A 13,166-nucleotide genomic window follows, 5' to 3' on the forward strand; every position below is an offset into this window, starting at 1 on the left:
ATCATGACAAAGTATTTAATGGGAATAGATAACGGTGGGACATCAAGTAAAGCTGCTATCTATGATATCAATGGTAACGAAATTGCTAAACATACCACGTACACTACAATGTTGACGCCGCACCATTATTGGACTGAACGTGATATGAATGAACTAAAGGAAGTCAATTTTGAAGCAATTCGAGGCGCTCTAAAAAAATCTGGAATTGATGCCCATGATATTGTAGGTATCTCCTGTACTGGTCATGGGAATGGCCTATATCTAATGGGAGAAAATGGCAGTGTCGTTCGTAACGGTATCATTTCTACCGATAATCGTGCACATAGAATTGTGGATAAATGGCTTGCTGATCCAGAATATGAAACTATCGTACGTCCGAGAACATATCAAACGGTTTGGGCATCGCAACCAGTTTCATTATTAAAGTGGTTGGATGAGAATGAGCCAGATGTTTATGCAAAGACTAAGTATGTATTTATGATTACTGATTTGGTTCGTTACTGGTTGACGGGTAAAGCCGGGTTTGAGCTTTCAAATGCTTCTGGAACATCAATGATCAATCAACAAACAGAAGATTACGATGAAAAAGTTTTTGATTTCTTTGGAATCAAAAACTGGCTCAAGAAGATGCCGAAGTTGGTTAATGCAAATGATGAATGTGGTCAGATAACGGCCGAAACAGCCGCTGCTACAGGATTGATTGAAGGCACCCCAGTTGCTGGAGGACTGTTTGATATCACTGCAAGTGCACTATCAACTGGATTAGTAGAAGGTAATAATCTATCAATTGTTACTGGTACTTGGAGTATTAATCAATACATTAGTAAAGAAATTAAGGTTATTAAGGATTTGTTCATGACTTCTGATTATCCAATTCCTGGATATCATCTTATTACAGAAGCCAGTCCTACGTCAGGAAGTAATCTAACTTGGTTCATTAATACATTCATGGGTCCAATCAAGGCAGAACTGAAAAAAGAAGGAAAAATGTCGATTTACGATTATTGCTCTAGCTTAGTAAATAGTGTCGAACCAGCAGATAGTAAATTGATTTTCTTTCCATTCATTTTTGGATCAAATGCTGGAGTTGCCAACGCTACCGCTGGCTTTGTTGGAGCAACGAAGTCAACTAGCCTTGGTGAGTTTGTAAGAGCAGTTTATGAAGGAGTTGTTTTTGCACACATGGCCCACTGTGAGAAATTGAATTCGATAAACCCAGATATTAGTGGTCCGATCCGAATTGCCGGAGGCATTACTAACAGCAACACTTGGCTTCAAATGTTTGCAGATGTTTTCCAACGTCCGCTTGAATTGGTTGATGTTTCGGAAAATGGAGCTCTCGGTACATCAATGGCAGCGGCTGTTATGTCAGGTGTTTATCCAGATTTTGCAACTGCGGCTGATAAAATGGTAAAAATTTCAAGAACAATTCAACCAAATCCGGCCAATGCCAAAATCTATCAACAGAAATATGCCTTATATAAAGAAGAATTACAAGGAATGCATGGTGCCTGGAAGACAATGGAAGATACGGAATTGGAACAACCTGTTCTAGAAAGTAAATAGTGAAGTGGAGGAAATATTATGGAATTAGGATTAAAAGGTAAAAATGCAATTGTAACTGGCGGTGCAACTGGATTGGGACAACAATTTGTAATTGCCTTAGCTAATGAGGGCGTAAATGTTGCTTTTACTTATTACAGTGAAAGTGAGCATCCTGAAAAAACTGAAAAACTTGTTGCTGAGCAAACTGATGTTAAAGCATATGGAATAAAGGCCGATTTATCTCAAGAGATGGGATGCCGTGAATTTTTCAAACAAGCAAAAGAAAAATTATCAAAGATTGACATATTGGTTAATAATGCTGGTATTTGGTTAACAGGTCATGTTGATGAAATTTCCGTTAAAGATTGGGATCGTCAACTAGAAACAAACCTCCGTGCACCATTTATTCTTAGTCAAGAATTCATCAGAGATGCTAATTCAATGAATCATGGCGGACACATTATCAATATTACAAGTCAAGCAGCCTACTATGGTTCAACTACAGGCCACTCACACTACGCAGCTTCTAAAGCCGGATTGATTGCATTTGCTGCCTCATTAGCTCGTGAACAGGCGAAAAACGGTATCAATGTTATCAACTTGTGTATTGGTATTATGCATACACGAATGATTCAAGCCAACTTGGACAAAGATCCAAATTATTATGTAAATCGTATTCCTATGGGACGAGTTGTCGAACCTGAAGAAGTTGCAAAGATGGGTACGTTATTCGCTTCAGATATTTATTCTTATATGACTGGTGCAACAGTCGATTTAACTGGCGGTATGTTAATGCATTAATTTTTTTAAAAAAGGAGATTTGTTATTATGAAGGTTTTAGCATTTGGGGATAATTTAATCACTCCAGAAATGTTGGAGAATGGTTTGACAGAACTAAAAAATCACGGATTCGAAGTTGAAATCCGTGACTGGAGTCATGACTCAGTTGAGTCACTACAAAACGATAATATTTTAGTAGAACAACAAGGGGCTGATGCCGTCGAAATCACCGACCCAAGTTTGTTGAAAGATATTGATAAATTCGATGTTATTATTACACAATTTACACCAATCGGCAAGAAGCTAATTGATAAAGCTAAGAGTTTGAAATACATCGGTGTGCTTCGAGGTGGAATTGAAAATGTAGATAAGGAGTATGCAGAAAGCAAGGGTATTAAGGTGATGAATACTGCTGGTCGTAATGCCAGAGCAGTCGCCGAATTTACGGTTGGTTTGATCTTGTCAGAAACACGTAATATTGCTAGAACTTCAGCTGCAATGCATAAAGATATTTGGCTAAAGAATTTTCCTAATAAAGATAATATTCCAGAAGTCGGTGGAAAGACTATGGGAATTATTGGATTTGGTCATATTGGTCGTTTGGTTGCTCAATTCATGAAGGGTATGGATGCGAATGTTATTTTCTACGATCCATATGTTGACTCAGTGGAAGGATTTAAGAAAGTTAACAAACTAGAAGATTTGGTTAAGCAAGCCGATATTATTTCAATTCATATGCGTGCGACAGAAGAAACACACCATATTATTAATAAACATATGTTTGATTTAATGGGTGAAGGCACGTACTTTATTAATTCAGCACGCTCGGCCTTAGTTGATGAAAGTGCTCTAATTGACGCTCTTAAGAATCATAAAATTGCTGGTGCTGCTGTTGACACATTTGATGAAGAACCATTGCCAAAGGATAGTCCATTCTTGACGTTAGACAATATCACATTGACATCTCACTTGGCAGGATCTACAGCTGATGCATTTAAGAATACGCCAAAACTATTTGTAAGTCGCTTTTTACAAAGTATAGAAGAATAGAAGGGAATGGTAACTTATGGCAATAATTAACAGCATTATTTCTTTAGGTGCGAGTGTCATGATGCCAATTATCTTCTTTATAGTAGGCCTCATCTTTAAAATGAAGCCAGCCAAGGCGTTTAAGGCCGGTATGCTTGTTGGAGTAGGTTTTACAGGTGTATCGATGGTTATTAATCTGCTTTTAAATGCTCTAGGTCCGGCCTCCAAAGCAATGGTCGCACGTTTAGGATTACATTTAACAGTTACAGATGTTGGCTGGGCAACGGCCTCAACAATTGGCTGGGGATCACCAATCATGCCAATTGCGGTTATAGGATTTTTAGTAATCAATGCTATTATGCTAGTATTGAATGTTACTAAAACGGTCGATATTGATATTTTTAATTTTTGGATTTTCTTATTATTAGGAGCTGTAATTTATGCAGGAACTAATAATTTCTGGATTGCCGTTATTGCAGACTGGATTATTTATGCAATTACTTTGGTTGTGGCAGATTTGACTCAACCGATAATTCAAAAGCAGTTTCCAAATAAGGACCTAAAGGGAATATCGTTTCCGCATCTAACCTGCGTAGCTTGGATACCATTTGGTATTGCCGCAGATTGGATTATTGAAAGAATTCCTGGACTAAATAAAATTAATTTGCAGCCTGAAGCCGTTAATAAGCGCTTAGGTACTTTAGGAGAACCTATATCATTTGGGGCCATTATTGGTGTTATCTTAGGGATTTTAGCCGGATATGATGTAAGTAAAGTTGTTACATTAGGTATTAATATTGCCGCAGCCATGTACTTACTTCCAATTATGGTTGACGTCTTAGTATCAGGACTTGTCATGGTTCGGGATCGTGTTGATGCACAATTGAAAGAATGGTTCCCTAAAAGAAAATTCTTTATTGGGATGGATACTGCGCTATTGATAGATGATCCATCAGTTCTTGCAACTGGCCTGTTATTACTACCATTTGCAATCATCCTAGCCTTTGTTTTACCGGGAAATAAAGTATTACCATTTGCCGATTTGGCATCACTAATGTTCTTGTTTGCACTTGTTGCTCCATTCTGTAAGAGAAATATGTTTAGAATGTTAATAGCTGGTATTTTGATTGTGACAGTTGTATTTTATGCAGGAACCTCAATTGCACCAGAATTTACTAAGGCAGCTGTTATGAGTAACATTGGTTCAGTTAAAAACTTTACGGCAATTACTAATATTGTTGGGTCAGCAACAACTTGGGTAGGTTGGATATTTATCAAGTTAGCTGAATTGGTTCAAGGAATGTTTTAAACTAAAAAATCATCGTTTTTATTTATCTTTTGGGCTTTTTCGTAAATTTGGTTATAGAAATATTTCAGCAATCAGTTTTAAGAACTTTGCGTCAATCTTTAGATATTGAAATCAAAAATGAGCTGTATCACACTTAATTATCCTTTTTAAGCGTGATACAACTCATTTTTCTGTAATTTACATACAATTAAAAAGTCTGAATTTATCAGAAATTATTCTGTCTAATAAAACAGATAAACTAGTCGGAAGGGCTGAGAATATTTTCCCGCTGTGGTTGTGGCGTTAGGACGGCTGATTTTTGCCGTTCTTACACCACCGGGCGTGTTTGGAGACTTTCCGGTCTATGGAAAGGCTTCAAACCGAGATTCGAGACCGTTTCTCAGGCTCGGATCGGTCCGCATAGCGGGTAAATATTCTCAGCACTGGAGACGGCTAAATTTTACTCAACAATGGGTTTATGACGAGCAACAAGTACTCCAGATAATGCCAACAAAGTTGACAAGACAACCAGAATTAAAATAACAACATTCCAAGATCCAACTGAATTTTCGATAAATCCAAATAAAACGGGACCAACGGCTGCTAATAAGTAACCCGCTGATTGGGCCATACCGGAAACTTCGGCTGTTTGGTATGGATTAGTAGTTTTTTCAGTGAAGAAAATGATGGCCATGTTAAATGCCAAACCAGAACCGAATCCTGTAATAATGGTAACTATTGTCAGAAATACGGCGTTGTTAGTTGAAACCAAATATCCCAGTGGAGCAATGGCATAACCAATGAATAGCATAATTAATAGTGTTCTCATACCATGCTTTTTTATAGACAAGAATGGCACGATGAATGAACAAGGTAAACCACTCAACTGTAACAATGTCAGAAGGTTACTGGCAAAAATAATGCTGATATTGTGACTTTCCAACACTGAAGGCAACCAAGTGATAAACGAGTAATAGACGATTGATTGCAAGCCGAAAAACGCAGTAATCAGCCAACCTAAATTTTGCGTCCAAACACTACGGTAATTTGATTTATGTTGAGTAGTAGTTTCTCGATGATTGTATTTTAAATTTGGAATCCAAAAAATCAATGCAAGAATGGCTACGGCCGATAAAATTGCCAGGGTCGTTTGTAAATTGACTTTCGTAATTAAAATTCCTGATAAGGCCGTTCCAATGGCACCGATTAATAGCATCGACATCGTGTAAAGACTAGTCCCCAAAGGAATCTGTTGAGGTAAGTGATCTTTGATTATAGCAGGCACGAGAACATTTCCACTGTCGATACCCACACCGGCCAAAAATGTTCCCAGCATCAAAGCCCAAATTGTAGGGATAATCCGCAAGTAACTACCTAAAATTAGAATAATAAAGAAAACAAAAATCGTTAATTCATTACCAAGTTTTTTGGCAACTTTAACGATAATGGGTGAAATAATGGCAAAGGTAATTAGTGGAATCGATGTAATCAAGCCAGCCAATGATTTGGGAATACCAAGGCTCTTTTCAATGGTGGCTAAAAGTGGCGGAATGATAGTAATAGGTAGTCGCAAGTTTGCTGCAACTAGCATCATGCTAAGCAGAAACCATTTCTTGTTAATTTTTGCTGATGACATTTTTCCCTCCTTGAAATAAACACAATATTACAATTGTAAACCTCATAAAGCGGTGTGCCAAATGGAATTCAAGACAGAAAAAGAAGGCTGGATCCAATGAAGCAATTGGTTCATCACATAGGATGACCTTAGGATGTTGAATTAAAGAACGTACTATCCAACACGTTGCTTTTGACCACCACTCAATTCAGAACATCTCTCTAAAGCAAAGTTCTCTAAACCAACTTTCTCTCTATTTAAGATTAACAAAGCTATGTAAATAAACAGTTAATTTTCTGTAAAATAATTAATTGAAATCTTTAAATGATTTATATACATTATATCGAATTAGCAAACGGCGTCATGATTTCCCCAAGTTGGTTTGAACAAGGTTGTGGATAATCCTGTTATTAAAGAACGTGCTGATAAGTATCATAAATCACCCGCTCAAATTATTTTGCGTTGGCACATTCAACGTGTTGAAATTGTTATCCCTAAGTCAACTCACGAAAGTCGTATCAAGGAAAATATTGACTTGTTCGATTATCACTTTGACTTAACAGCTGATGAAATGACCAAAATTGCTACATTGGACAGTGATCAACGTGTTGGTGCTGATCCTGATAATGAAGAATTTTTGGAAAAATCAACTACTTATACAACTGAAGGTTGAAAGTTTGATACATTATGCCGTTTCCAGAGCTAAAAGTATTCATATGCTGCGCGGTACGATTCGAGCCAAAAGGCGGTTTCGAATCTCCACCCAGAACTAATCTTAGGTTGTTTGAAGCCGAACCTCGAACCGGTAAGTCTCCAACACGCCCGGTGGTGTAAGGACTAAAGTCCTAACGCCACTTTCGCGGCAAATGAATACTTTTAGCTCTTCCAACTAGTTTTTTTAAAATAAGAACGTCCGATTGTAATCATTCACTATTTAAATAAATTGAATTAAGGACTGTCACAGCAATGTTTATATCATTTTTTCACCTTTCAACCTTTAGTTATACAAATCAAAATAATGCCAAATAAAAAAGCTTGGGAAATTTTCCTAAGCTTTTTTATTTTGTATAAGAATTCACTGACTAATAATAAAGGCAAATATAAGTTAAATTAGCCGGAGGCGTCCCCCCTAATTAGACCAGCGTTCAAAGAAATTAGCAGTAAACTCAATAAATTTATCACGCGAAACATTGAAGTCGTTATCTTCAAGATACTCGACCAATCCAATTAAACCACCAACAATAAAGCTGATCATTAATTCTGGGGAATCCGATTCAGTAATCATCTTGATCAAAGGGTCATTTTGACTCGCAGGGTCCTTGCTCTTTGTTTTAACAATATCTTGCAAGATACTGCGGAATTCAGGGTAAAGGTTCGCCTTGGTTTGATATTGGGGTGAAATATGGTGAATGAAGCTGCTATTCTTTTCCATGAAATCGGCGATTTGATAGACAACAGTCTTGGCGTTCGACGTGTTATTGAGCAAATCATCTAATAGATATGAGAATACTGCGTGTAACAAAGCATATTTATCGTTGAAATAGCGGTAAAAAGTACTGTGGTTGATCAACGCTTCGTCACAAATATCACCGACAGTGATTTTTTCGAATGGTTTTTTCTGCAATAAAGAAACCATTGCTGTGATGATTGATTTTTCTGTTCGTTGTGTTACTTGTGACATGTTGTTCCTCCTAAAGTACCTTGACGTTTTCGTAGTGTGTCATGAGTGTGTTGAAATTGTAATCTTTAATTTTTTGTATGTTGTCGTGACCATTGAAAAATGCTGTTAAACTACCGGCAAGCATCAAATTTAAAGGTTCATCTGTCATATTTCTAACACCGATAACTGGAACGTTGTTAGCTATCGCATAGCCACATTCCCACATCGTTCCTGAGTCGGGTTCTAGTTCGTTTTCTTCTATTTTATAGTCTAACATTGCGACCACAACATCTGAAACATTAATATTATTAATATCATGTTTGTAAACGGCAGTTTGCCATTCAAATGATCCAAACTCAGCATCATTATATTCATCTTTGCCGGGACGGAAAATGTCCCCGATAGTTGTATTGGCTTCTAAAAGACTTTGAATTTCATCAAGACGCTTGATTTGATGTTCACTAAAAAATGGACCTGCTAAATAGACACGATTCTTTTTTTCCATAGGTGTATGTGTGAACTCCTTTATATTTATACTTTAATTATACTGAAATGTTCGTAAAATGCTCGTAATATTATTTCTATACCGGATATTTTTCCCGGTAATTGGCAATTTATACAAAAATATAATCAAAAAAATAAAATTAAGATTTCAGAAAAAGCCTTTTCATTTTTTGATATAGATGATATAACTTTTGTAGGCACGGAGGCATATGCTTATGAATAAAAATTTGCGAAATATTCGCGATGATAAGTTGAAGGTAAGTTTGCTAGCTATGTTTGGCATTCTTTTGGCTTTAGCTTTATTAATTTTTTAGGATTAAACGTGCTTATAGATGGGAAAAAGTTGTGTAGTATTCTTAAAGTAGAAGACTAAACTTAGGCTGAGACTAGATGAATAATTTAGTCTCAGTTTTTTAAATGGGGGTGAGCGTAATTGCAAAAACGTCAGATAGAAAATATTTTGTATGCCGGTGTGGTTGGTGATGCACTGGGGGTTCCAGTCGAATTTTCTAAGCGTGATTCTTATTACATTGATTCAATGACATCAGGAGGGGCGTGGGAGCAACCCAAAGGAAGCTGGTCAGATGATACATCATTTACTTTGCCGTTGTTAGAAAATTTGAGCGAAAATGGCAGTTATGATCAATTAATGCAAAAGTTCGAAGATTACATGTTTCACAATGAGTATACGCCTGACAATTTAGCGTTTGGTATTGGGAGTGCTTGTGCTAAGGCTGTCAGAAATTGGTCAATTAATCACTATCCTGCTTTGGAGTGTGGAGATCCCAGTGTGGAGTCCAACGGCAATGGTGCTTTGATGCGCTTAGCGCCCCTGGCAATTCATTTGGTTGATGAGACGAATTTGAATAAACGGCTTCAAGTAACATATGAATATACTTGTTTAACGCATCGACATCCAAGAGCAATCGTTGGTAGCTATATTTATTTAGAAATTTTACATGGATTATTGAATGGACGTGCTCTCAGAGCTATTTTGAATTATTTACCAGAGCAGTTGCATCAGGCTTTATGAAATCGGCCAGACGAGTTGGCTGAATTACCTCAATATGATGAAATGTTTAAAAATAATTTTGGCATGACCTTACGTAGGGATATTAAATCTACAGGTTATGTAGTTGATACATTGTTAGCCAGTACATGGAGCGTTTTGGCCAGTACCAGCATTGATAAAGCTATTATTCTTGCCGCCAATTTGGGTGACGATACCGACACAATTGCCAGTATTACTGCAACAATCAGCAGTTGTGAAAATTTAAATGATCACGTTAATGATGAGTGGAAAGGTCAGTTGCGAAATCCTGAACTTTTAAGCTCAATTATTGATCGATTCGCTGAAAAAGAAGCCTCTAGAGCATTAGTCTAGAAGCTTCTTTTTTTGGGTATTGAAGGATGCCGCCTTCGGTTGGGAGTGATTTTTCACCTGCTATGAGGACCGGTCCGAGCCTGAGGGGCGGTCTCGAACCTCGCTTTTGAGCCGAAGGCCGCGTCTCAAAAGTCGTCCTGTGGAGTAAGGGCTAAAGCCCTAACTCCACCTCCATAGCTGGTGAAAATCACTCCCAACCGGAGGCTAAGTATTAATCTGTAATTATATGTTAACTGACCTTTTTGCATTGAACATATATAGAGATTTGATTAAAAAATGTTTATCTGGAGGCAATAAACAGCAAATATAAAAATTCTACTTTTCGGGTTGAATCAGTGAATTGTCAGAATTTCCAAACCATTTCTTATTGATTCTTTGTAGTTCGCCAGTATTGGCTAATTTTTGTAAACCTTTATCAATTTTCGACTTCAGAGTTTTGTCACCTTTTCTCATACCGACGGCAAAGTCTTCACCATCGAAACCGCCGCGAGTCACACGATATGAAGCAGAATCCTTTTCTTTGCTGATGTAATAACCGGCGTAAACACTGTCGATTAAGAGTCCTTGGATTCGGTTGGCATCGAGGTCCATCAACGCATTATTGAATGAATCGTAAAGAACGGGTGTTTTGCCCTTGATGTAGTCTTTCAACATGGTTGGTTTTTCATCTAGAAGGCTGGCACCTGAAGAACTAGTTTGTGCTCCTAATGTTTTGCCCTGCATCCCCTTGAAACTGGTGATATTTTCGGCAGTTTTAGTTACTAAGACTTGGCGGTTGGCCATATAAGGTCTGGAAAATAACAGTTGCTTTTGGCGAGCAGGTGTAATGGTATAACCGTTCCAAATTAAGTCAATTGTTCGATTACGTAATTCCGTTTCCTTCATATTCCAGTCGATTGGTTGAAAATCTGCTTTGATGCCATATTGTTTGAAGACGGCTTTGGCTAAATCAATATCATAACCGACCAATTTACCATCTTTCTCACGAAATCCCATGGGAACAAAGGTATCATCAAGGCCAATGATAACACGGCCTCTTTTCTTGATATGTGCCCAAGTGTCAGTCGTATTAGCCTCTTGAGCAACGGACTTTTGACTATTGCCACAACCTGCTAGAGTCAGACTGAAGAAGGCTAATAAACTTAAGAATATAAATATCTTTTTCTTCATATTATTAATCCCCCTATGAATTAATCGTTTAATGGTTTAACTTCAAGTAATTGCTCAGCAATCTTTTTGGCAAAATCGGGATCATGGGTAATGACGATCTGCGTGATGCCAGTATTTTTTAGATCAAGAATAACTTGAGCAACGGTATCTCGCAAACTTGGATCTAACGCTGAAGTTGGTTCATCGTAGCAGAGAATTTCTGGTTTCATTGCTAAAGCTCGAGCGATAGCAACACGTTGTTTTTGACCGCCAGATAATTCGAATGGATATTGATTTTTAAGGCTAGTTAGGCCGAGTTGAGCTAGTATATCTGAGACGTTTTTTTCAGCAGTTTTCTTGTCCTGTTTGAGTACCATTTCAGGTGCCAAAGCCACGTTTTCCATTACAGATAGATGAGGGAAGAGATTGAAATCTTGGAAAACAACGCCGACGACACGTTCTTTGACTGATTCATCGAAGGGGTCAAATGTCTTGTCATTTAAAGTAAATGTCCCTGAGTCAACTCGTTCAAGTCCGGCAATACAACGTAAGAGAGTTGTTTTACCAGCACCACTAGGGCCAACGATACTAAGGATTGAGTTATCCTTAACTTCAAGATTTAAATTGTCTAAGATGGTTTTGCCATCAAAACTTTTGGTAATATTCTCTAATTTCAACATATTTTCTCTCTCCTAACGGTAATAGCTGAAGCGTTTTTCTAAGACTTTCAAAGCCCATGTACAGATCAAAGTTAATAATAAGTAGATGATACCAACTAAGACTAATGGAAGTAAGGTCACATCACGTGAACTGGCGATATTTCCGGCTCGCAACAAGTCACCCAATCCAATAACATAAACTAAAGATGAATCCTTGACCAAGTTGATGACTTCATTACCAATTGAAGGAAGGACAATTTTGACAACTTGAGGAATAATGATTTTTCTAATTGTTTGCCAGTAGTTTAAACCAAGAACCTTGGCACCTTCGAATTGACCTTTGTTGATGGTTCCAAAACCACCACGGAAAATTTCTGCAAAGTAGGCCGTGTAGTTCAAAATAAAGGCGAAGAGTGCGGCGTCATATCTTTCAAAAACGATATGTACGAATGGCATATTTGGTAATCCGTAAAATACGAAAATTAATTGCAAAAGTAATGGAGTTCCACGCATGACCCAAATATAGAATGATAACAACCAACTGAGTGGTTTAAATTTGGAACTACGTCCGAGTGATACTAAGACCCCTAATGGCAACGAACAAATGATCGTCCAAAAGAAAACTTTTAATGTCATTGCTGTACCGCTCAATAATGACGGTAAAATCTCAAAGATATAATTCATCATAATTTTTTCTCCCCTTTGTTAAATATAAAAAAAGACGTCCACTAGCAAATATGCTAGAGGACGTCTTGACGTGGTTCCACCTCGAGTTTGTCAATATCTCACGATACTGACCTCAGAAAGTCATTGTAAAAGGATTGCAAATAAACAAAAAAGCCCTCTTAGTCAAAAAGACTAAGAGGGCGAATATTCGCGGTACCACCTCTGGTTACTAATATCTCACGATACTAGACTCATGAAGTTACAATAACTTCAGCTGTAACGGGGCTACCGAAATGACCTACTTGTTTCAATCATTCAACTTACAGATGTGTTTCATCAAGGATCAGGTCAACTCACACCACCGTTGACTCTCTGGACTGATTTACTCAACTACTCTTCTGTCGTCGTTTTTTATATTTGTTTTAAAATGTTGAAGTTATCGTACGACCTATTAAAACTAAAGTCAAGACTTTTTTATTTTTGGCAGGTCTCTGGCTATTGGGTTTGTGGGCTGTGATGTCTATTTTATTTTTATGTAATTGAATCGTTTAGGACGTTAAACATCTGAATTCCCAAAAAAAACTAGCCGGAGGGAACGAGGGGGTCCAAATGCCATGAAAGTGGCGTTAGAGCAGTGTTTTTCTGCTCTTACACCACTGACGTATTTTGAGATTCGCGAACCGTGCGAAGCTCAAAATCGAGGCGCGAGACGAGGCTGCTGAAAAACTATAGTATTTTTTTAATAAGGATTCATGGAATTCAAAAATGGCACGTTAATTGATGTTTTCAACCAATTAGCGTGCCATTTTTTCTATTATTTACTTATTTTCTTTGCTTTTTTCCTTTAACAATTGTTGGATTCGTTTCATATTCACACAAAAAATCGT

At 37.5% G+C, this 13,166-nt stretch carries 11 protein-coding genes, 2 pseudogenes and 1 other annotated feature; of the genes and pseudogenes, 6 read left to right on the plus strand and 7 right to left on the minus strand.

Features of this window, described 5'->3' with window-relative positions; translation table 11 throughout:
* Positions 1-3: 3 nt before the first annotated feature.
* The 4 genes from FFM71_RS11615 to FFM71_RS11630 are packed head-to-tail and all read left to right on the plus strand — an operon-like array spanning position 4 to position 4,663.
* A complete protein-coding gene (locus tag FFM71_RS11615) occupies positions 4-1,566 on the plus strand; it encodes an FGGY-family carbohydrate kinase (RefSeq protein ID WP_223876541.1) in 1,563 nt (520 codons plus the stop codon).
* Positions 1,567-1,584: 18 nt separating this feature from the next.
* Entirely contained in the window at positions 1,585-2,346 is a 762-nt protein-coding gene (locus FFM71_RS11620) for an SDR family NAD(P)-dependent oxidoreductase (protein WP_137612319.1), read from the plus strand.
* Positions 2,347-2,373: 27 nt separating this feature from the next.
* Positions 2,374-3,375, plus strand: coding sequence for a 2-hydroxyacid dehydrogenase (locus tag FFM71_RS11625; protein ID WP_137612320.1), 1,002 nt, complete (start codon positions 2,374-2,376; stop codon positions 3,373-3,375).
* Positions 3,376-3,391: 16 nt separating this feature from the next.
* On the plus strand, positions 3,392-4,663 hold the full coding sequence (locus FFM71_RS11630) for a PTS galactitol transporter subunit IIC (protein WP_137612321.1): 1,272 nt from the start codon (positions 3,392-3,394) through the stop codon (positions 4,661-4,663).
* Positions 4,664-5,102: 439 nt separating this feature from the next.
* Here the strand turns inward: FFM71_RS11630 and FFM71_RS11635 are convergent, their stop codons facing one another.
* Both FFM71_RS11635 and FFM71_RS13685 read right to left on the minus strand, forming a co-directional pair.
* Complete coding sequence (locus tag FFM71_RS11635; protein WP_137612322.1) at positions 5,103-6,278, minus strand: CynX/NimT family MFS transporter; 1,176 nt, start codon at positions 6,276-6,278, stop codon at positions 5,103-5,105.
* 88 nt (positions 6,279-6,366) lie between these two features.
* Positions 6,367-6,509: pseudogene (locus FFM71_RS13685) on the minus strand (ATP-binding cassette domain-containing protein); the annotation flags it as partial.
* A 142-nt stretch (positions 6,510-6,651) separates the two neighbouring features.
* Here FFM71_RS13685 and FFM71_RS11645 point away from each other — a divergent pair.
* Entirely contained in the window at positions 6,652-6,930 is a 279-nt protein-coding gene (locus FFM71_RS11645) for an aldo/keto reductase (protein ID WP_223876542.1), read from the plus strand.
* 456 nt (positions 6,931-7,386) lie between these two features.
* On the opposite strand, the gene FFM71_RS11650 is transcribed toward FFM71_RS11645, so the two are convergent.
* Positions 7,387-7,938 (minus strand): TetR/AcrR family transcriptional regulator, encoded by a 552-nt coding sequence (locus FFM71_RS11650; protein WP_137612324.1) that lies wholly within the window; start codon positions 7,936-7,938, stop codon positions 7,387-7,389.
* A 10-nt stretch (positions 7,939-7,948) separates the two neighbouring features.
* Positions 7,949-8,422 (minus strand): nucleoside 2-deoxyribosyltransferase, encoded by a 474-nt coding sequence (locus FFM71_RS11655; RefSeq protein WP_137612325.1) that lies wholly within the window; start codon positions 8,420-8,422, stop codon positions 7,949-7,951.
* A 459-nt stretch (positions 8,423-8,881) separates the two neighbouring features.
* Between FFM71_RS11655 and FFM71_RS13690 the strand changes: the two are divergent.
* Positions 8,882-9,805: pseudogene (locus FFM71_RS13690) on the plus strand (ADP-ribosylglycohydrolase family protein).
* Positions 9,806-10,120: 315 nt separating this feature from the next.
* On the opposite strand, the gene FFM71_RS11670 reads toward FFM71_RS13690, so the two are convergent.
* From FFM71_RS11670 to FFM71_RS11680, 3 genes are read right to left on the minus strand one after another with little or no spacing between them, the layout of a single operon-like run.
* Positions 10,121-10,975: an amino acid ABC transporter substrate-binding protein gene (locus FFM71_RS11670; RefSeq protein WP_137612328.1), complete on the minus strand. Its 855-nt coding sequence runs from the start codon at positions 10,973-10,975 to the stop codon at positions 10,121-10,123.
* 20 nt (positions 10,976-10,995) lie between these two features.
* A complete protein-coding gene (locus FFM71_RS11675) occupies positions 10,996-11,634 on the minus strand; it encodes an amino acid ABC transporter ATP-binding protein (RefSeq protein WP_137612329.1) in 639 nt (212 codons plus the stop codon).
* Between the two features lie 12 nt (positions 11,635-11,646).
* Positions 11,647-12,300, minus strand: coding sequence for an amino acid ABC transporter permease (locus tag FFM71_RS11680; protein ID WP_137612330.1), 654 nt, complete (start codon positions 12,298-12,300; stop codon positions 11,647-11,649).
* 172 nt (positions 12,301-12,472) lie between these two features.
* Positions 12,473-12,693, minus strand: a binding site (T-box leader).
* Positions 12,694-13,166: the final 473 nt, after the last annotated feature.

Source organism: Companilactobacillus huachuanensis (assembly GCF_005404815.1).
GTDB classification, from domain to species: Bacteria; Bacillota; Bacilli; order Lactobacillales; family Lactobacillaceae; genus Companilactobacillus; species Companilactobacillus huachuanensis.

What these genes read in the sequence shown, in the direction of transcription:
- FFM71_RS11615 (WP_223876541.1), top strand. Translation starts at nt 4, where the DNA reads ATGACAAAGTATTTAATGGGAATAGATAACGGTGGGACATCAAGTAAA.
- FFM71_RS11620 (WP_137612319.1), top strand. Translation starts at nt 1,585, where the DNA reads ATGGAATTAGGATTAAAAGGTAAAAATGCAATTGTAACTGGCGGTGCA.
- FFM71_RS11625 (WP_137612320.1), top strand. Translation starts at nt 2,374, where the DNA reads ATGAAGGTTTTAGCATTTGGGGATAATTTAATCACTCCAGAAATGTTG.
- FFM71_RS11630 (WP_137612321.1), top strand. Translation starts at nt 3,392, where the DNA reads ATGGCAATAATTAACAGCATTATTTCTTTAGGTGCGAGTGTCATGATG.
- FFM71_RS11635 (WP_137612322.1), bottom strand. Translation starts at nt 6,278, where the DNA reads ATGTCATCAGCAAAAATTAACAAGAAATGGTTTCTGCTTAGCATGATG.
- FFM71_RS11650 (WP_137612324.1), bottom strand. Translation starts at nt 7,938, where the DNA reads ATGTCACAAGTAACACAACGAACAGAAAAATCAATCATCACAGCAATG.
- FFM71_RS11655 (WP_137612325.1), bottom strand. Translation starts at nt 8,422, where the DNA reads ATGGAAAAAAAGAATCGTGTCTATTTAGCAGGTCCATTTTTTAGTGAA.
- FFM71_RS11670 (WP_137612328.1), bottom strand. Translation starts at nt 10,975, where the DNA reads ATGAAGAAAAAGATATTTATATTCTTAAGTTTATTAGCCTTCTTCAGT.
- FFM71_RS11675 (WP_137612329.1), bottom strand. Translation starts at nt 11,634, where the DNA reads ATGTTGAAATTAGAGAATATTACCAAAAGTTTTGATGGCAAAACCATC.
- FFM71_RS11680 (WP_137612330.1), bottom strand. Translation starts at nt 12,300, where the DNA reads ATGATGAATTATATCTTTGAGATTTTACCGTCATTATTGAGCGGTACA.